16 protein-coding genes are annotated in these 18,248 nt (G+C 73.8%); 11 read left to right on the forward strand and 5 right to left on the reverse strand.

The window, feature by feature from the left end; translation table 11 throughout:
• Positions 1–121 precede the first annotated feature (121 nt).
• The 3 genes from ACFRU2_RS16895 to ACFRU2_RS16905 all read right to left on the reverse strand — a co-directional run bounded on the left by ACFRU2_RS16895 (position 122) and on the right by ACFRU2_RS16905 (position 4,179).
• Positions 122–1,561: an aldehyde dehydrogenase family protein gene (locus ACFRU2_RS16895; protein ID WP_382972593.1), complete on the reverse strand. Its 1,440-nt coding sequence runs from the start codon at positions 1,559–1,561 to the stop codon at positions 122–124.
• A 164-nt stretch (positions 1,562–1,725) separates the two neighbouring features.
• Positions 1,726–2,925, reverse strand: coding sequence for a thiolase family protein (locus ACFRU2_RS16900; protein WP_382972595.1), 1,200 nt, complete (start codon positions 2,923–2,925; stop codon positions 1,726–1,728).
• Between the two features lie 216 nt (positions 2,926–3,141).
• Positions 3,142–4,179 carry a LacI family DNA-binding transcriptional regulator gene (locus ACFRU2_RS16905; RefSeq protein WP_382972597.1) on the reverse strand — a complete coding sequence of 346 codons (1,038 nt, stop codon included), beginning with the start codon at positions 4,177–4,179 and terminating at the stop codon, positions 3,142–3,144.
• A 278-nt stretch (positions 4,180–4,457) separates the two neighbouring features.
• On the opposite strand from ACFRU2_RS16905, the gene ACFRU2_RS16910 reads away from it, so the two are divergent.
• The 4 genes from ACFRU2_RS16910 (at position 4,458) to ACFRU2_RS16925 (ending at position 7,721) form a co-directional block, all read left to right on the forward strand.
• Positions 4,458–5,702, forward strand: coding sequence for an MFS transporter (locus ACFRU2_RS16910; protein WP_382972598.1), 1,245 nt, complete (start codon positions 4,458–4,460; stop codon positions 5,700–5,702).
• A 53-nt stretch (positions 5,703–5,755) separates the two neighbouring features.
• The gene (locus ACFRU2_RS16915; protein ID WP_382972599.1) at positions 5,756–6,451 is read left to right on the forward strand and encodes an alpha/beta fold hydrolase; all 696 of its coding nucleotides are present in this window, start codon (positions 5,756–5,758) and stop codon (positions 6,449–6,451) included.
• Positions 6,452–6,638: 187 nt separating this feature from the next.
• Positions 6,639–7,142, forward strand: a complete 504-nt coding sequence (locus tag ACFRU2_RS16920; RefSeq protein ID WP_382972601.1) for a hypothetical protein — start codon at positions 6,639–6,641, stop codon at positions 7,140–7,142.
• Between the two features lie 117 nt (positions 7,143–7,259).
• Positions 7,260–7,721 carry a type II toxin-antitoxin system PemK/MazF family toxin gene (locus tag ACFRU2_RS16925; RefSeq protein ID WP_382972603.1) on the forward strand — a complete coding sequence of 154 codons (462 nt, stop codon included), beginning with the start codon at positions 7,260–7,262 and terminating at the stop codon, positions 7,719–7,721.
• A 24-nt stretch (positions 7,722–7,745) separates the two neighbouring features.
• On the opposite strand, the gene ACFRU2_RS16930 is transcribed toward ACFRU2_RS16925, so the two are convergent.
• Positions 7,746–9,683, reverse strand: a complete 1,938-nt coding sequence (locus ACFRU2_RS16930) for a hypothetical protein (protein ID WP_382972604.1) — start codon at positions 9,681–9,683, stop codon at positions 7,746–7,748.
• A 184-nt stretch (positions 9,684–9,867) separates the two neighbouring features.
• Between ACFRU2_RS16930 and ACFRU2_RS16935 the strand changes: the two genes are divergently transcribed.
• From ACFRU2_RS16935 to ACFRU2_RS16945, 3 genes are all read left to right on the forward strand, one after another.
• Entirely contained in the window at positions 9,868–10,620 is a 753-nt protein-coding gene (locus ACFRU2_RS16935) for a ricin-type beta-trefoil lectin domain protein (protein WP_382972606.1), read from the forward strand.
• 93 nt (positions 10,621–10,713) lie between these two features.
• The gene (locus ACFRU2_RS16940; protein WP_382972608.1) at positions 10,714–11,586 is read left to right on the forward strand and encodes a class I SAM-dependent methyltransferase; all 873 of its coding nucleotides are present in this window, start codon (positions 10,714–10,716) and stop codon (positions 11,584–11,586) included.
• 76 nt (positions 11,587–11,662) lie between these two features.
• A complete protein-coding gene (locus ACFRU2_RS16945; protein ID WP_382972610.1) occupies positions 11,663–12,490 on the forward strand; it encodes a dienelactone hydrolase family protein in 828 nt (275 codons plus the stop codon).
• Here the strand turns inward: ACFRU2_RS16945 and ACFRU2_RS16950 are convergent.
• Positions 12,487–13,350, reverse strand: a complete 864-nt coding sequence (locus ACFRU2_RS16950) for a TIGR02452 family protein (RefSeq protein ID WP_382972612.1) — start codon at positions 13,348–13,350, stop codon at positions 12,487–12,489. The genes ACFRU2_RS16945 and ACFRU2_RS16950 overlap by 4 nt on opposite strands.
• Before the next feature lie 72 nt (positions 13,351–13,422).
• On the opposite strand from ACFRU2_RS16950, the gene egtA reads away from it, so the two are divergent.
• The 4 genes from egtA to egtD are packed head-to-tail and all read left to right on the forward strand — an operon-like array spanning position 13,423 to position 18,051.
• Complete coding sequence (gene egtA, locus ACFRU2_RS16955) at positions 13,423–14,820, forward strand: ergothioneine biosynthesis glutamate--cysteine ligase EgtA (protein WP_382972614.1); 1,398 nt, start codon at positions 13,423–13,425, stop codon at positions 14,818–14,820.
• Complete coding sequence (gene egtB / locus ACFRU2_RS16960) at positions 14,817–16,151, forward strand: ergothioneine biosynthesis protein EgtB (protein ID WP_382972616.1); 1,335 nt, start codon at positions 14,817–14,819, stop codon at positions 16,149–16,151. The genes egtA and egtB overlap by 4 nt, the downstream gene beginning before the upstream one ends.
• Positions 16,151–17,002: an ergothioneine biosynthesis protein EgtC gene (gene egtC, locus ACFRU2_RS16965; protein WP_382972618.1), complete on the forward strand. Its 852-nt coding sequence runs from the start codon at positions 16,151–16,153 to the stop codon at positions 17,000–17,002. Before egtB ends, egtC begins: the two co-directional genes overlap by 1 nt.
• Complete coding sequence (gene egtD / locus ACFRU2_RS16970; RefSeq protein WP_382972620.1) at positions 16,999–18,051, forward strand: L-histidine N(alpha)-methyltransferase; 1,053 nt, start codon at positions 16,999–17,001, stop codon at positions 18,049–18,051. The genes egtC and egtD overlap by 4 nt, the downstream gene beginning before the upstream one ends.
• The last annotated feature ends 197 nt before the right edge of the window (positions 18,052–18,248 follow it).

Here is an 18,248-nt window from a genome sequence, read left to right on the forward strand (position 1 = left end):
ATCTCCTCCCCCCCTCCCTCCCTCCCCCCCCTCCTTTCCTGCCCCCCTTTTTGTCCCCCCACACCCCGACGGGTTTGCGCCCCTCCCCCCCCCGGGCCCGGCAAGATCCGAAAGAGACGGCCTAGAAGGGATGTCCGCCCGGGGTGGCCCGGAGCGTGGTCCAGCGGAGCTCGGTGAAGGCGTCGAGGTTCGCCTCGCCGCCGAAGCGGGCGCCGGTGCCGGACGCGCCGACACCACCGAAGGGGGCCACCGCCTCGTCGTTCACCGTCTGGTCGTTGACGTGCGCGATCCCGACCGGGATCCGCCCCGCCAGGTCCAGCCCGCGCGCCGCGTCGCCGGTGACGATCCCGAGGGAGAGCCCGTAGGGGCCGGCGGAGGCCAGCTCCACGGCCTCGTCCTCCGTCGCGAAGGACCGTACGGGCGCCACCGGACCGAAGACCTCCTCCGCGTAGGCGGGGCTGTCGTCGCCGGCGCCCGCCAGCACCGTCGGCCGGTAGAAGAGGTCCTGGTGGGAGCCGCCCGCGACGAGTTTGGCGCCCTGCGCGGTGCTGGCTTCCACCAGGCCGTGGACCCGCTCGAGTTGGGACCGGTCGATGAGCGGCCCCAGGTGCACCCGCTCGCGGTACGGGTCCCCGACCGCGAGCGCCTCCGCCCGCGCGGCGAGCCGCTCCACGTACTCGTCGTAGAGCGAGGCGTGCACGAGGTGCCGGCCTGCCGTCATGCAGATCTGGCCTTGATGGAAGAACGAGCCCCAGGAGGCCTGCGCGACGGCCGCCGCCACATCGGCGTCACGGAGCACGACGAGGGCCGAGTTGCCGCCCAACTCCAGGTGGGCGCGCTTGAGGTGACGGCCCGCCAGTTCGCCGACGGCCCGGCCGCTCGCAGTGGATCCGGTGAACGACACGACCCTGACCAGCGGATCGGCGACCACCGCCGCGCCCGTCTGCGCACCGCCGGGCAGGACGTGCAGCAGTCCGCCGGGCAGGCCGGCCGCCGCGAAGACGGCGGCGAGTGCGAGCCCGCCGCTGACGGCGGTCCGGCGGTCCGGCTTGAGGAGCACCGCGTTGCCGAGGGCGAGCGCGGGCGCGACCGAGCGGATCGAGAGGATCAGCGGCGCGTTGAAGGGCGCCACCACCCCCACCACGCCGACGGGTTCGCGGCGGGTGAAGGACAGCCGCGGCGCCTCGCTCGGCAGCACCTGACCGGACGGACGCGAGGCGAGGGCCGCGGCCTCGTAGCATTCCTGCGCGGCGACGTGCAGCTCGAAGTCGGCCTTGCCGGGGATGGATCCGGACTCCCGGACCAGCCAGTCCCGCAGTTCGTCGGCGTGGGCGGTGAACAGGTCCCCGGCCCGGCGCAGCACGGCCGCCCGCTCCAGGTGGGTGGCCCGCGCCCAGTCCCGCTGGGCCGCGTGGGCCCGTACGGCGACCTCCGCCACATCGGCCGGGGCGGCCAGGTCGATGGTCGCGAGGGTCTGGCCGGTGGCGGGTTCGAGGACCGGGGCGGTACCTCCGGTGAGGGTGGGTCCGTCCTGCCAGAGCGTCGGATCGAGGAGCGGCATGGCGCGAGGCCTCCGGATGCGGTGTGCGTGGCGGGGGGGGCGGCAGCACGCGCCATCGTGCCACCCCACCGCACCGGAGGCATCAATTCTCTTTACTTACCGATCAGTTGCCACCCGACTATGTCCGGAAACGATCGCCACCCCGGAGCCGGGTCAGCGCCGGGTCAGCGCTCCAGAACGAGGGCGATCCCCTGCCCCACACCGATGCAGAGGGCCGCGATCCCGGTACCGGATCCGGCCGCCGCGAGCTGGTGCGCCACCGAACCGGCCAGCCGCGCGCCCGAGGCGCCGAGCGGGTGCCCGATCGCGATGGCCCCGCCGCGCGGGTTGACCACGGCCGGATCCAGCTCGGGCCAGGAAGCCAGGCATCCCAACGCCTGCGCCGCGAAAGCCTCGTTGAGTTCGAAGGAGGCGAGATCGGCGAAACCGCGGCCCGCCTTGGCGAGCGCACGCTCGACGGCGTCCACCGGCCCCAGCCCGAAGAGCTGGGGCTCGATCCCGGTGACGGCCGACGCGCTGATCCGGGCCAACGGCTCCCGCCCGGTGGCGGCGAGGCCCTCCTCGTCCGTCAACAGCAGTGCGGCGGCCCCGTCGTTGAGCGGCGAGGCGTTGCCCGCCGTGACCGTGCCGGTGCCGTCCGTCCGGAAGGCGGGCTTCAGACGGGCGAGCGCCTCCGGGCCGGAACCCTCGCGGATGCACTCGTCGCGCAACAGGTCCACACCCGCGTACGGGACCACCTCGGCGTCGTACTGCCCTGCGGCCCAGGCGGCGGCCGCCTTGCGGTGGCTCTCCAGCGCGAAGGCGTCCTGCGCCTCGCGGGTGATGCCGTGCTTGTCGGCCACGAGCTCGGCGCCCTCGCCGAGGGAACCTGTCCACTCCGCGGGCATCCGCGGGTTGGTCATCCGCCAGCCGAGCGTGGTGGACCACATCTGCTGGTGCCCGGCCGGGAAGGCGCGCTCCGGCTTCTGCACCACCCAGGGGGCCCGGCTCATCGACTCGACGCCCCCGGCGATGGCGACGGAGGCATCGCCGAGCGCGATGGCGCGGGCCGCCTGGACGACGGCTTCGAGCCCGGAGCCGCAGAGGCGGTTGACGGTGACCCCGGGCACGGTCACGGGGAGCCCGGCGAGCAGCACCGCCATGCGGGCCACGTCCCGGTTGTCCTCGCCCGCGCCGTTGGCGTCCCCGAAGACGACGTCGTCGATGCGGGCCGGGTCCAGTGCGGGCGTACGGTCCACGAGCGCGCGCACCACGTGGGCGGCCAGGTCGTCGGGGCGGACCCCGGCGAGGGCGCCGCCGAACTTCCCGATCGGCGTGCGGACGGCGTCGACGACATAGACGTCGCGGACGGTACGGATGCTCATGGAGTCCCTCCGGAGCGAACGGGAGGCGGCGCGGCACACCGACACCGCTGTCCGGCCCGGCGCACGCTCCGCCCGCGCCCGGGTGGGGCGCGCCCGAAGTCTCCGTCGCCCCGACCCCCCTGTCAACGCCCCCCGGCTCCCCACGGGGCCCCGACCTGCGCGCGGACCCCGCGCCTCAGGCGCCGGCAGGGCCGAAGGCGCCGCGGAGCCACCGGCTCACGTCGAGTCCCGCGGCACCGCCACCGCAGCCATCAGATCATGCCTGCGCACCGCCGCCGCGGGCTCCCGTACCGCCTCGTCCACCAGCGCGGCCAACCGCTCGCCCGTCGGCATCTCGATCTGCACCGTGCTGAGCCTCGGCCGCAGCAACCGCCCGATCAGCAGATCGTCCGCGCCCATGACGGCCACGTCCTCCGGCACCCGCAGGCCCACGTCCTGGAAGGCCCGCATCAGCAGCATCGCGTACTCGTCGTTGTACGCGAACGCCGCGTCCAGCCCCAGCGATCCCCACCGCTGCGCCAGCTCCGCCGCCGACTCCTCCGAGTAGGCCATCCGCAGGGCCACGATCTCCGCCCCCGGCACGGACCGCGCACCCTCCAGGCGGGGCGTGGAGAAGAGTCCCAGCCCCTCCTCCTCGGGAACCACCACGCCGATCCGCCGCCGGCCCCGCTCCACCAGGTGCTCGGCCGCCCGGGCGCCGACCTCCGCCTGGTCCATGAGCAGCGCGTGGGCCCCGGGAACGGCGTGCGGCCCCATCGTCAGCACCGCGCGCGCCCCGGCCCGCTTGAGCGTGGCCACGTCGTGCGCGGACAGGGTGATCTCCCCGAGGGAGAGCACCGCGACCGGACGCAGTTCGGCCCAGGCCCGCGCGGCCTCGTCACCGGTGAGGCCGAGGCTGCCGTACTGGACCACCGTGTAGTCCAGGCCGCGCAGCGCCCACTGCAACTCGTTGAGGAAGGTGCTGTACAGCGGGCCGATCGGCACGTGCGAGGTGGGCAGCAGCACGATGCGCGTGTGGCCGGCGCGCAGGCTGCGGGCGGCCGCGTGGGGGACGTAGCCGAGCTCCTCGGCGGCCTCGCGCACCTTGCGGCGGGTCGGCTCGCTGATGCGTACGGCCTCCGCGTTGTTCAGGACGTACGAGACCGTCGCGCGCGACACTCCGGCGAGACGGGCGACGTCCGCGCTGGTCGGGACGGGCGCCGGCGACGGGGACGGCGGCGTGGGGGGCTTCGGCGGTTTCGATGACTGAGACATTGCCGTGGCATCTTTCCAGACCGTTTGTGCCCAGGGGCTAGCGGATGGCCGGAAACCAATGCTACACAGTGGTTACACGATTCACTGACACGTGTAACCACGACGTCACCCCAGCTTCACCAAGGGTGTCTCCACACGTGCCCGTGCCGTGTCCAGTCGTGCCGCCGCCCTGCCGTGTTCCGTCGCACCCCCGCCGTCGCGACAGGGCGGCGCGCACCCCTCCCCACACCCCTCAGCGCACCCCTCCCGCCCCTTCCCAAACTGCCCAGGAGGGCACCGTGGCCCTTTCCTCCCCCGGCACCGGCACCGCCGCCGCCACCACCGAGGCCCCCGCCGACCGGCGCGGCCTGCTCCCCTTGCTGCTCGTCGGCAACGGCGCCATGTACGCCCTCTACATCGGCGTCGCCGGCGTACTCCTCGCCCTCCAGGTCGAAGACATCGACGCCGCGAACAAGGTCGCCAACTTCGGCCTGATCGCAGGGGTCTCCGCGATCTTCGCGACGGTCTTCAACCCGGTCGCGGGCGCCCTGTCCGACCGCAGCGGACGGCGCAACCCCTGGATCCTGGGCGGTGGACTCGCCGCGATACCGGCGATGTTCCTGCTCGGCGCCGCGGACACGATCCTCCTCATCACCATCGCGTGGTGCCTCGGCCAGGCCGTGATGAACATCTACCAGGCCGCCATCACCTCCGTGGTCCCCGACCGCGTGCCCATGAGCGCCCGCGGCAAGGCCTCCGCCGCCGTCGGCCTCGGCCTGCCGCTCGGCTCGACCGTCGGCGCCCTGATCGGCGCGGCCTTCTCGGACGACTACCGCACCGGATACCTGGTCTTCGGCGCGATCGTCGCCGGCGCCGCCGTCCTCTTCACCACCTGTACCCGCGAGGAACGGCGCCCTGCCAAGCCCTCCATGCCGGTCAAGGCCCAGCTCGCGGCCTTCGCGAGCGCCCTCAAGGACCACGACTTCCGCTGGGCGTTCATCGGCCGGGCCCTGCTGGTCCTCGGCTACTTCGCGGTGAGCGGCTACCAGCTCTACATCCTCCAGGACCACACCGTGCTGCCCGCCGGCATGAAGCCGGAGGCAGCGGTGGCCGTCCTCCTGCCCCTGACGAGCGTGGCGATGGTCGTCTCCACCGTCCTGGGCGGATGGCTCTCGGACAAGTACGACCGCCGCAAGCTCTTCGTCGGCGCCTCCGCCCTGCTGTCCGCCGTCGCGCTGGTGATCCCGGCCCTGTCGACCAGCTGGACGGCCATGCTGGCCTTCGCCGTGATCAACGGCCTCGCGTTCGGCTGCTACATGGCCGTGGACACCGCGCTGGTGACGATGGTGCTCCCCAAGGCCGAGGACGCCGCCCGCGACATGGGCGTACTCAACATCGCCAACGCCGGCCCGCAGATCATCGCCCCCTTCATCGCCTCGGTGATCGTGTCCGTGAGCGGCGGCTACACGGCCCTGTTCATCGCGGCCGCCGCCCTGGCAGTGGCCGGCGCCCTGGCCGTCAAGCCGATCCGCAGCGTCCGCTGACCCCAACGACGCCCCACCCGCACCCCTCATCCCTCCCCCTGAAAGGCACCACCGTGCAGCTCCACACCCACACCTGGGGCGAAGGCGACCGCATCGCCCTCCTGATCCACGGGATCATGGCCGACCACCGGACCTGGCGCCGGGTCGGCCCCGCCCTCGCCGAGCGCGGCTACCGCGCCATCGCCGTGGACCTGCGCGGCCACGGCGCCAGCGGCCGGGGCGAGTACAGCCTGGAGGCCTTCGCCGACGACGTGGTCGAAACCCTCCCGGCCGGCGCCGAGCTCGCCATCGGCCACTCCCTGGGCGGCCTGACCCTCACGAAGGCCGTCACCCGACTCAAGCCGCAGCGCGCGGTGTTCTCCGACCCCGCCTGGCACCTGGCGGAGCTCGGCGAAGGTTTCGGCCCCGAGATGTTCGCCCAGTTCAAGTCGGCGCCCAAGGAACAGATCCAGGCCATGAACCCGCGCTGGGAGGAGGCCGACGTGGACATCGAACTGGCCACCCTGGCCGCCTGGGACGAGGCGACCGCCCTGAGCCTGGCCCCGCTGACGGGTACGGACCTCCTGCCGGCCGCACCGGTGGTCCCGTCCCTCGTACAACTGGCGGACCCGAGCTTCCTGATCTCACCGGAGCGCGCGACGCTCCTCAAGGAACGCGGCTTCGAGGTCCGCTCGGTCACCGGCGCCGGCCACACCATCCACCGCGACGACTTCGACGGCTTCATGGCATCGCTGGAGGGCTGGATCTGAACGCACTCCCCCTCGGCTACGTCGACCGGTCGTACAATCCTCGCCCTGGAGGCATCCCGTTCTTCAGCTGGAAGAAGGACAACGGTGTGTACGACCACGCGGCAGTCGTGACCGGCCCCCACCCGATCGTCGAGGTCGGCGCGCTTCGGCCGACGTCTCGATGAGGCCGGCACCGGCCTTGCGGGCCGTGGCGTCCTCCGTGATGGCCTTCGGCCTGCTGACCGCCTGCTCCTCGGCCTACGATGCCGAAGACGTGGCGTACTCCGGTGACTACGGGAGCCACCCGCCGCTGGCCGTGGTCGGATACCCGTCCACGGGATCCTTGGGCATCACCCAGCAGGTGGTGTGGCGCATCGCCGACGGCAAGGTGGGCGAGCTGGCGTCGCTGGCCGACAAGGAGGGCAAGGGCGTCCCCGAGAAGACCGCCGAGAACTGGATCGCGGCGTTCGGCAAGGGGGCCCGGGGCAAGGTGACCGCGGAGTTCTACGACGAGGGCTCGCTCCGGCAGGAGGTCGTGCTCTATCTGCACGAGACCGGGCAGATCAAGCAGATCCAGGTCCGGGCCACCAGTGTGGACGGCAAGGACGTCTGGCGCGTGACCATGGACGAGCCTTCCCCCGAGGAGGCCGCCGTCGTGCACCCATGGGTGCCGAAGGAGCCCGGCGAACTCGGTTCGAAGACCGTACGGTGAGCCGATCCGGACGCGTCCTGCCAAGGGGCGTCGCCTGCGCGGGAAACCGCGTGGGCGGCGCCCCTTCGCGGCATGGTCCGCGCCCACACCGTCACCTGGCCCAGTAATCTCCCCTAAATGACGGCACTTTCACACCACAGCAACGGCCACGTAGAGCAGCCCGGACGCGACGGGGTCACCGCGACCGCCGAGGCCGATCCGCATGCCATCGGGCCGGTGCAGACCTCGTACGCCCCCGATCGCGACGGGGATCCCGATCCCGGCGAGATCGTGTGGACCTGGGTTCCGTACGAGGAGAACGACGGGCGCGGCAAGGACCGGCCGGTCCTGGTCGTGGCCCGGGAAGAGGGCGGCACGCTCCTGGCCGTGCAGTTGTCCAGCAAGCGGCACGACCACGACCGGGAGTGGGTCCCCATCGGGACCGGACCGTGGGACAGCGCGGGACGGGAGTCCTGGGTGGACGTGGACCGGGTGCTGCGCGTGCACGAGGACGGCATGCGGCGGGAGGCGTGCGCGCTGGACCTGGGCCGGTTCCGGCTCGTCGTGGACCGACTCCGCGAACGGTACGGCTGGCGCTAAGCGGCCGGGGCCGGGGCCCACCCTCTACAACACCCCCGGCAGTCGTTCCGCCAGCAGGGCCAGCCCCCTCCTCAGGCGGCGGAAATACGTGGCGCGGCTGACGTGCACCTCTCGGGCGGCCTGGTGGTGGGTACGGGGCCGGCCGCTCAGGTAGTAGGCGCGCAGGATGGCCCCCGCCTCGGCGTCGGCGGGGGCGTCGGCCAGCGCCAGTTCCAGCACGGCGTTGTCCAGCCAGTCGCGCAGGGCCTGCGCAGTGCCCAGGCCCGGGCGGGCCACCAGCGGGCTGCGGGCCAGGGCGCGCGGGTCGCGGATCCGAGCCAGCGCCCAGGCGACGGCGCCGGGGGCGTCCGGAACGCCTGGTGAATCCGGCGTACCCGGCGCATCCCCTCCCACCCGCCCCGCAGGCCCCCCGCCGGGGCCGAGGGTCCGCATCCAGGCGGGGAGCCCGGCGGGGTCGAAGTCGTGGCTGTAGACCTCGGGCCGGCGCCCGCAGCGGTACACGTCGTCGCGGATGCCGCCGTGCGGGCGGAAGCTCAGCGCGCGCAGCAGCGTCTGGTAGTCGGGGCTGGCCGTGGACACCACCAGGTGCCCGGCGAGCACCGCCTGGCCCAGGATGTCCCGCAGGATCTGCGCGTGGGCGACCGGGTCCGCCGCGTACGCGGCTCCGAGGAACAGCCCGCCGGAGTGGTCGCCGGCGCCGTCCAGGAGGCCGGTGGCGTGCTGCTGGAGGAGGGGCTCGATGCCGGCCTGCGTGCCCTGCGCGACGGGCAGCAGCGCGGCCAGTCCCACGGGCCGCCCGTCCCGGTCGCGGGCCAGCCGGAAGGCCGCGGGGCCGGCCGCGTCCAGCCACCGGCCGGTGATCCGCTCGCAGCGCCGTACGTCGAACCCCCCGCGCACCGCCCACCCGCGCATCAGCCGGCCGATGTCCTCGGTCTCCCCGGCGCGGGCGGGCCCGATCGCGGCGGGCCCGATCGCGGCGGATTCCTCGGCGGGCGGGAACAGCGAGCCGCGCAGGGTCGGGTCGCCGGACAGGAACAGGCCCTGTTCCACCAGCCGGGCCCGCTCCTGCGGGTCGCGGCGTTCGGTCAGCAGGGCCCGCCGGTAGTCGGCGGCGCGGGCGCGGAGCCCTTCGTGGTGCTGCGGGCGCCGCCACTGGTAGGCGAGTTCGAAGAGGGTGCGGAAGGGCTCGCGGACCGCCAGCCCGAGCCGCTCCCTGCGGACGAGGCTCAGCCCGGCCAGCGCCGAGAACAGGTCCGGGCCGCCGCTCAGCAGCCGCTCGTCCCCGGCCCGTACGGTCGCCAGCAGCCGCAGCGCGTGCCGTCGGCGCCCGCTCCCGGAGGCGGCCGCCGGGCGTTCGCGGTCGAGCCGGAGCAGCACCTCCTCGGTCATGGCGTCGGCGACGGCCCCGGGGGCGTCGGCCGGGGTGCCCGCGAGGAGCGTCCGGGCGGCCAGCTGGGCGAGCAGCGGGTTCCCGCCGGCCAGCCGGACCGCCAGGGCTACCGCCTCGGGGTCCTCGACGCCGCTCGCACGGACCTGGGTCTCGACGGCCGCCGCCCGTGCGGGGCCGAGGGTCAGCGCGGTCAGGGGCCGGTCCGCCCAGCCGGCGACGGCCCGCAGGGGGAGCCGGCCGACCAGCAGCACCGGCCTGCGGCTGCGGGGACCTCCGCCCGTCCCGGTCCGGGGGTCTTCGAGGGCGGCGGCGACGGCTTCGGCCTGCCCGGGATCGTCCACGCTGTCGACGAGCAGCAGTCCCCCGCCGGACCCACCTGACCCGGCCGCCAGCGCGGCGCGGACCCGGGAGCCCGCCTCCCCGGCCCGTAGCCCGGCCAGGTCGACGGCGTCCGCAACGGGCAGCCGCCGGGCCAGCCGCGACTTGCCGCTGCCGAGCACCCCGCCGAGATGGACGGGCGGTCCCGCTTCCAGGGCGGCCCGCAGCGCCGCGAGCTCCTCGGTTCTCTCCACGCTCCCGGGACGATACCGATCCGGCGTCCTGCCTGGTCAGCAGGCAATCGGCCGTTCTCTGGCCGGAGTTGACACCACGGTGAGACTGTCCGGCCGCGCCGCGCGGCTACTGTCGAGCCGACCGCGGGCCCGGCGGCACCTTCCTTCTCGTTCCTCTCTTCCGATCTTCCGAAAGGAGCCACGCGTGAAGCTGGCTCGATGCCTGTCGGCCGCTGCCGCCGCTCTGTTCACCGTCACGGCGCTGTTCGCCTCCCCGGCGGGCGCCACCCCTGCTGCCACCCCGGCCGCGGCCGTCGCCCCCGCTACGGCCTCGGCGGCCCTGGCCCCGACCGCCCCGAAGTACTTCACCGGCATCGGCTACGGCCCGTACAACATCGCCGTCGACGGCGCCTGGAGCAGCGCCTACGGCCAGGCCGTGGGCGAGGGCTACGAGACGTTCCGCTGTTCCAAGAGCAACGGTCCGCGGGCGATGCCGATCGGCGGCGACGGGTACTACCAGGTCCTCGTGGAGATCTACTGCAACCCGGCACCGCCCGCCGGATCCGGCCAGATCGTCGGCGTGCACTCCGGCAAGTGCCTGGACGTCAAGGCCGCGGGCACCAAGGACGGCACGCCGATCCAGATCTACCAGTGCAACGGCACGGACGCGCAGGCCTGGAAGCTGGAGAGCGACGGCACGGTCCGCGCGCTCGGCCGGTGCATGGACGTCCAGTTCGCCAAGACCGAGAACGGCTCGCTGATCGGGCTCAACTCCTGCCACCAGGGCCTGAACCAGAAGTGGGAGGCGATCCCCGGCGGTCTGCTGCGCAGCGTCCACTCGGGCAAGTGCCTCGACGCGCTGGGCTGGGCCACCGCCAACGGCGCCCGGGTCGGGCTGTGGGACTGCATGCCCACGGCCACCAACCAGCAGTGGCGGGGCAGCGCGCTCGGCACCTGATCCGGCCGGCAGCGGGGGCTGGGGGCAGGGGTTCCCGGCCCCCAGCCCCCGCTTCGACAGGTGGCCTCCCCGCCCCCTTGCGACAATGGGTCCATGACCGGCACGGGGCCCCAGGGCCCGGGGCGCTACGGCGAGCGGGTCTTCCGCCCCGAGGCCGGCGGCGAGGGGGACCGGATCGACCTCGGCTCCCTCACCTACGACGCGACGACCATGTCCCGGCTGCGCCGGCTGGGCGTGGGCCCGGGCTGGACCTGCCTGGACCTCGGAGCGGGCACCGGGACGGTGGCGCGCCGGCTGCTGGAGGAGGCGGGGGTCGCGGAGGTCGTCGCGGTGGACCGGGACGTACGTTTCCTCGCCGCGCACCCCGTGCCGGGGCTGACCCCCCTGCAGGCGGACATCACCGCGGACGGATTCTCCCCCGGGCTCTTCCCGGACCTCGCCCCGGGCCGCTTCCGCCTGGTCCACGCCCGCTTCCTCCTCATGCACCTGCCGGACCGGCCGCGGCTGATCTCCCGGTTCGTCGACCTGCTCGCCCCCGGCGGGGTCCTGGTGATCAGCGACGCCGTGGACCTGACGACGGAGTCCGCGCCCCTCACCCCGTACACCGCCGCGATGCGGGCCATGTGGCGCGGGCTGCGCGACGGCATCGGGACGGACGTGTCGCAGGTGGTCCACCACCCCGAGCTGCTGGAAGCGGCGGGGCTGGAATCGGTGGCGGCCGAGATCCACGTACCGCCGCTGCTGCCGGGCAGCGCGATCAGCCGGTTCTGGGCGGACACCTGGGACCGGGCCCGGGCGGACATGCTGGCGACGGGGCTTCTCGACGAGGACCGCCTCGACGAGGCCCTGCGGCTGCTGGATTCCCCCGGGTACGCCGGCCTGTCGCCCGGCATGCTCACGGCCTGGGGCTGGAAACCCGGAGGAGCCGGAGCACCCGAAGTACCCGGAGTACCCGGAGCCTCGTAGGCGTCCGTCGCACCCCGTGCTGTACGGTCCCTCCCGTCACGGTCAATGAGCGAGTCGATGAGCGAGGCGGTCGTCCATGGCGGACCACGACCTGTCGGGTTTCGAGCGCGAGGCGTTCACCCACGGGGGCAGCACGCGTCCCGTCCTGCGCCGCGGCAGCGGGCCCGCGGTGATCGTGATCGCGGAGATTCCCGGGATCACCCCGAAGGTGCTGGAGTTCGCCGAGCGGGTGGCCGCACTGGGCTGCACCGCGGTGCTCCCGGTGCTGTTCGGCACGCCCGGCCACGACCCCCACCCCAAGGCCCACGGCCTGCTGCGGGGCGCGCTGTACACCGCGTCCAGCCTGTGGAACGTGTGCGTGAGCCGGGAGTTCACCGTCCTGGCCACCGGCCGGAGCTCGCCCGTCGTGGACTGGCTGCGCGCGCTGTCCGCGGACGAGCACAAGCGCTGCGGCGGCCCGGGCGTGGGCGCCGTCGGCATGTGCCTGACCGGCGGCTTCGCCCTGGCCATGGCCGTCGACGAGCACCTCCTCGTGCCCGTCCTGTCGCAGCCGTCCCTCCCCCTGGGCATCACCGCCCGCCGACGGGACGGCATCGACATCTCCCCCGAGGACCTCGCCGCCGTCCGGGGACGCTGCGAGCGCGAGGGCCTGCAGGTGCTGGGGCTGCGCTTCAGGAGCGACCGGCTCACGCCCGGCGCCCGCTTCGCCTTCCTGCGCCGCGAGCTCGGTGACGCCTTCGTCGCCGTCGAGCTGGAGGACGAGGACGCCAACCCCGACGCCGTGATGCCGCCGCACTCCGTCCTCACCGAGCACCTCGTCGACCAGCCCGGACAGCCCACCCGCGCGGCGCTGGACCAGGTGCTCGACCTCTTGCGGACCCGCCTGCTCCCGGACGCGACCTAGGCCTCCCCCGCCCCCTGCCCTGCCACCGCCTCCGCCAGCACCCGCTCGAACGTTTCCCGCCTCTCCGGCTTCCGGTCGAGCACGCCGAACACCACCCGTTCGAACACACCGGCGAACCGTCCCGCCAGCAGCCCGCGGAAGGCCTCCGCCACCTGGGCCGGGTCGTTCTGGAAGACCCCGCACCCCCAGGCCCCCAGCACCAGCCCCCGGTACCCGTGCAGCGCCGCCACCTCCAGGACCAGCTCCGCGCGGCGTGCGAGGGCGGCGGGGATCTCCGGCACGCGGTCCGGCTCCTGGCGGCGGATGGTGCCCGCGTTCGGGGCCGGCGAGGTGAGGAATCCGGCCCGGAAGGGGGTGTCCAGCAGGTCGCCCCGGTCGTCGCGGAAGACGGGCACCCCGGGCGAGTGAATCACCCGGTCGGTGTAGAAGGTGCTGACCTCGGCACGGTGGATCTCGTAGTACTCCGGGGCCTCGAGGAGGGTCTCGTACAACGCCGAGGCGCGGCAGAGGGCCTCCTCCTGAGCCTTGGCGCCGCGGACGTAGCCGCCCCCGGGATTCCGGGCCGAAGCGAAGTTCAGGACGGCCACGGAACCGGTCCCGGGGCGTTCCCCGAGTTCACCGGCGAGCCTGCGGGCGGCGACCGTGCTGCTCTCGCCGGTGACCTCGACGGCGGTCCGATGGGCGTCCCTCCCGTCCGGCTCGCCTGGAATGACCCGGTTTGGGCCATATATTCTGGTTCCTGCCTTGGCGTCCGCCACGGCGGCGGCAAGAGAGACCTGCCGTCCCGACCGCGACCGGTACCCGCCGGACGCCACGATCTCCGCATTTTCCCGCGCGATCTCGCGCAACCTGCCGCTCATGCAGTGATCTTCGGCACTCCGGCAGGGTTCCCGCAATGGATTTGTGCCCCAGAGGACGGGTAGGCACGGGTGATGTCACAGCCGACGACAGGAGACGAGGGCCCCGTCATGCCCCAGGACTCACTCACCCGACTGACCGAAGCCACCGCCGAGGAGGTGATCCACGGCATCTGTTTCAAGACCGGCCCGCCCCGCCTGCTGGGCGCGGAGCTCGAATGGCTGGTGTTCGACCTCGAACAGCCCGGCCTGCCCGTATCCCACGACCGCCTGGCCGCCGCGCACGCCGCGGCCCGCGCCCTCCCCCTCGGTTCCGGCGTCACCGTCGAGCCCGGCGGCCAGCTGGAGCTCAGCTCGGCCCCCGCCACCTCCCTGACCGGCTGTATCGACGGCCTCCAAGCCGATCTGGCCGCCGTCCGGAGCACCCTGCTCGCCCAGGGGCTGGCGCTGCGCGGATTCGGCCAGGACCCCCGACGGCCGCTGCGGCGGATGCTGACCAGCCCGCGGTACGACGCCATGGAGACCTACTTCGACCGCACCGGGCCGGCCGGGCGCGCCATGATGCGCGCCTCGGCCTCCGTGCAGGTCTGCGTGGACGCCGGTCACGAGGAGCCCGGCCCGCTGGGCCACGGCAGGCGCTGGCGCCTCGCCCACCTCCTCGGTGCGGTGCTGGTCGCCGCCTTCGCCAACTCCCCCGCGCACGAAGGCCCGTACGCCGGCTGGCGATGTGCGCGCCAGGGCGTCTGGAGCGACATCGACACCCGGCGCTCCCTCGCCCCGCCGCTGGAGGCGGAGCCGCGCAGTGCGTGGACCCGGCAGGCGCTGGACACCGAGGTGATGTGCGTACGGACGGACGAGGGGGGTGCGCCCTGGGAGGTACCGCGCGGGCTGACCTTCCGCGACTGGCTGCGTTCCGACGATGGCCACGGTGGCCGTGATGCCCACGCCGGTCACGGCGGTCACCGGCCGCCGACCGCCGCCGATCTGGACTACCACCTGACCACCCTCTTCCCGCCGGTACGGCCCCGGGGCCATCTGGAGCTGCGGATGATCGACGCCCAGCCCGGCGAGGACGGCTGGCTGGTCCCGGTGGCCGTCGTGCACGCGCTGTTCGACGACCCGGAGGCCGCGGAGACCGCGTACCGGGTGGCGAAGGGGCTGGCCGACTCCTACGGCGCCCAGCCCGCGCCGCGCAATCCGCTGTGGCGGTCCGCCGCCCGCGACGCACTGTCCGATCCGGAGCTGCGGTCCGCGGCCCGCGCCTGCTTCCGGGCCGCGGTCTCGGCGCTGCCCCGGCTGGGAGCCGGCGGCCACGTCATCGACACGGTCGGCGAGTTCACCGAGCGCTACGTGTCCCGCGGCCGATGTCCGGCCGACGACCGGACCGAACCGCAGCAGCCGCACGCGCAGGCCCCGGCCCGCCCGCACCCGCGACCCCGACCGCAGCCGGCCGGCGAGGAGGCACGCTCATGACCACCGAACCGGAGCTCCTGCGCGAGCGGGCCGCCGCCGCCCTGACCGCGGCGCGCGTCCGCACGGCCGGACTCACCGATGCCGTCAGCGAGGCGGAACTGACCGCCCAGCACTCCCCCTTGATGTCCCCACTGGTCTGGGACCTCGCGCACATTGGGAACATGGAGGAGCTCTGGCTGCTGCGCAACGTGGCGGGCCGCGAGTCCATGCACCCCGAGATAGACCCGCTCTACGACGCGTTCGAGCATCCCCGTGCGGAGCGCCCGAAGTTGCCGCTGCTGAGCCCGGACGAGGCCCGCCGGTACGCCGCCGAGGTGCGCGGCCGGGTCTTCGACCTGCTCGAACGCACCCCCCTGGAGGGCACGGCCCTGCTGGACGGCGGCTACGTCTTCGGGATGATCGCCCAGCACGAACAGCAGCACGACGAGACGATGCTGATCACCCATCAGCTGAGACGGGGCGCGCCGGTGCTGACGGCGCCCGACCCGGATCCTCCGCAGGGACCGCCGCCGACGGCGACCGAAGTGCTCATACCCGCCGGCCCGTTCACGATGGGCACCTCCGCGGAGCCCTGGTCGCTGGACAACGAGCGGCCCGCGCACCGGCGCGAGGTCGAGGCGTTCTGGATCGACACCGTTCCGGTGACCAATGCCGCCTACCAGGAGTTCATGGCGGACGGCGGGTACCACGAGGAGCGGTGGTGGGAGGCGCCCGGCTGGTCGGAGATCCGCCGGCACGGGATCGAGGCGCCGCTGTTCTGGCACCGCGAGGGCGACACCTGGCTGCGCCGCCGCTTCGGGGTCACCGAACCGGTGCCCGGGGACGAGCCGGTGCTGCACGTGAGCTGGTACGAGGCCGACGCGTACGCCCGCTGGGCGGGGCGGCGGCTGCCCACCGAGGCGGAGTGGGAGAAGGCCGCCCGCCACGATCCGGCGGCCGGGCGCTCCACCCGCTACCCGTGGGGCGACGCGGACCCCACGCCTGCCCACGCCAATCTCGGCCAGCGCCACCTGCGCCCGGCCCGGGCGGGCGCCTATCCGGCCGGGGCCTCCCCGCTCGGGGTGCGCCAGCTCATCGGCGACGTGTGGGAGTGGACGGCTTCGGACTTCCTGCCCTACCCCGGCTTCCGGGCGTTCCCCTACCGCGAGTACTCGGAGGTGTTCTTCGGCCCCGAGCACAAGGTGCTGCGCGGCGGTTCCTTCGCCGTGGACGCCGTGGCCTGCCGGGGAACCTTCCGCAACTGGGACCTGCCGGTGCGCCGGCAGATCTTCTCGGGGTTCCGGACCGCTCGCAGCGCCGTGCCCGCGAGCTCCACCGCCGGGCAGGCCTGATGTGCCGTCACCTCGCCTACCTCGGGGCGCCCGTGAGTCTCGGCCGAGTGCTGAGCGAGCCCGAGCACTCCCTGGTCCGCCAGTCGTGGGAGCCGCGCCGCCAGCGTTCCGGCTCGGTCAACGCCGACGGCTTCGGCGTCGGCTGGTACGCGGAGGGGGACCCGGTGCCCGCCCGCTACCGCCGGGCCGGGCCGATCTGGGGCGACCTGACCTTCAGCGACCTCACCCGGGTGGTCCGCAGCGGGGCCGTACTGGCCGCCGTACGGGACGCCACGCGTCCGGGTGCGGACGGGGAGGCGGCGGCCGCGCCGTTCGCGGAGGGGCACTGGCTGTTCAGCCACAACGGCTCGCTGCGGGACTGGCCGGACGCCGCGGCCCCCGTCGCGGCGTGCCTGCCGCCCCAGGAGCTGCTGTCGCTGGCCGCCCGGACGGATTCGGCGCTGATCTGGGCGCTGGTCCTGCACCGGCTGCGGGCGGACCCGGACCTCGGTGCGGCGTTGGCCGGCACGGTACGGGAGCTGGCCGAGGCCGCGCCCGGATCCCGGCTGAACCTGCTGCTGACCGACGGCCGGGCCATCGCGGCGACGGCCTGGGGGGATTCCCTGTGGTACCTGGCCGACACGGCGGCGCAGCGCACGGTGGTGGCCTCGGAGCCCTACGACGACGATGCGCGCTGGTGCGAGGTCCCCGACGGGACCCTGCTGACCGCCACCCGCAGCCGGATCGACCTCGTCTCCCTGAAGGAGCCCCCCACCGTCCCCTCCCACGCACGGCAAGCACGGCACGCGCACCACTCACTTCACGCACCGCACGCACAGCACGCACCGCAGCAAGGAGACGAAGGCAAGTGAACGACTTCCAGCTGACCCGCACCCTCGACGAGCACGCCGCCGAGACGGCACTGCGTACGGATGTCCTCGACGGGCTGACCCGGTCCCCCAAGTCCCTGCCGCCCAAGTGGTTCTACGATGCCCGGGGCAGTGAACTCTTCGAGGAGATCACCCGGTTGCCCGAGTACTACCCGACGCGCGCCGAGCGGGAGATCCTGCTCGAACGGGCCCGGGAGATCGCCTCGGTGAGCGGAGCCCGCACCTTGGTGGAGCTCGGTTCCGGCTCCTCGGAGAAGACCCGACACCTGATCGAGGCGCTCCCCGCGCTGGACACGTACATACCGGTGGACGTGAGCGAGAGCGCACTGACGGGGGCGGCGAAGGTCCTGCTGGACGAGCATCCGGGGCTGCGCGTCCACGCGTTGCTGGCCGACTTCACGCGCGCGCTGCGCTTGCCGGACTCCCCCGGACCCCGGCTGGTGGTGTTCCTGGGCGGCACGATCGGGAACCTGCTGCCGGCGGAGCGGGCGGTGTTCCTGGCGGACGTACGGGCGATGCTGTCGCCCGGGGACGCGCTGCTGATGGGGACGGACCTGGTGAAGGACCCGGCCGTCCTGGTGTCGGCGTACGACGATGTGCAGGGGGTGACGGCCGAGTTCAACGGGAACGTGCTGTCCGTGGTGAACCGGGAGTTGGGCGCGGATTTCCACACCGCCGACTTCGCGCACGTGGCGGTGTGGAACCGGGAGCACGAGTGGATCGAGATGCGGCTGCGGGCCCGCAGGCAGGTGGTGGTGAAGGTCAGGGCGCTGGATCTGGAGGTGCCCTTCGAGGCGGGTGAGGAGATCCTGACGGAGATCTCGGCGAAGTTCCGTCAGGACGGCGTCCGTAGGGAACTCGCCTCTGCCGGACTTGAGTTGACCCATTGGTGGACGGACGCCGCGGGTCGCTTCGCCCTGTCGCTGTCGGTGGCGGACGGCATCGGCACCGACGCCTGGGAGGGTACTGCGGGCAGCAGCGGCGCCGCCGGCCGCGACACGGGTACCGGTTCGGCGAGCACGGCGGCCTGAGCCGCGGCCGCGAGGTCCCGCCGGTGCGCGTACCGGCCCGGCGGGATCCGCGGCAGCAGCCGGACCTCGGCGTGCACCCCGCGCGCCCGCGCGATCCGCCACAGCGAGGCGGTCAGCGGATCGTCCCCGACGAAAGCGGGCGCCCCGGCCGGCCCGCCGCCATCGAGCAGGTAGGTGATCCGTACGGGCTGTACGGG

The organism is Streptomyces sp. NPDC056883 (assembly GCF_042788835.1).
Taxonomy (GTDB): domain Bacteria; phylum Actinomycetota; class Actinomycetes; order Streptomycetales; family Streptomycetaceae; genus Streptomyces; species Streptomyces stoeckheimensis.

What these genes read in the sequence shown, in the direction of transcription:
- ACFRU2_RS16895 (WP_382972593.1), bottom strand. Translation starts at nt 1,561, where the DNA reads ATGCCGCTCCTCGATCCGACGCTCTGGCAGGACGGACCCACCCTCACC.
- ACFRU2_RS16900 (WP_382972595.1), bottom strand. Translation starts at nt 2,925, where the DNA reads ATGAGCATCCGTACCGTCCGCGACGTCTATGTCGTCGACGCCGTCCGC.
- ACFRU2_RS16905 (WP_382972597.1), bottom strand. Translation starts at nt 4,179, where the DNA reads ATGTCTCAGTCATCGAAACCGCCGAAGCCCCCCACGCCGCCGTCCCCG.
- ACFRU2_RS16925 (WP_382972603.1), top strand. Translation starts at nt 7,260, where the DNA reads ATGACGGCACTTTCACACCACAGCAACGGCCACGTAGAGCAGCCCGGA.
- ACFRU2_RS16940 (WP_382972608.1), top strand. Translation starts at nt 10,714, where the DNA reads ATGACCGGCACGGGGCCCCAGGGCCCGGGGCGCTACGGCGAGCGGGTC.
- ACFRU2_RS16945 (WP_382972610.1), top strand. Translation starts at nt 11,663, where the DNA reads ATGGCGGACCACGACCTGTCGGGTTTCGAGCGCGAGGCGTTCACCCAC.
- ACFRU2_RS16950 (WP_382972612.1), bottom strand. Translation starts at nt 13,350, where the DNA reads ATGAGCGGCAGGTTGCGCGAGATCGCGCGGGAAAATGCGGAGATCGTG.
- egtA (WP_382972614.1), top strand. Translation starts at nt 13,423, where the DNA reads ATGTCACAGCCGACGACAGGAGACGAGGGCCCCGTCATGCCCCAGGAC.
- egtB (WP_382972616.1), top strand. Translation starts at nt 14,817, where the DNA reads ATGACCACCGAACCGGAGCTCCTGCGCGAGCGGGCCGCCGCCGCCCTG.
- egtC (WP_382972618.1), top strand. Translation starts at nt 16,151, where the DNA reads ATGTGCCGTCACCTCGCCTACCTCGGGGCGCCCGTGAGTCTCGGCCGA.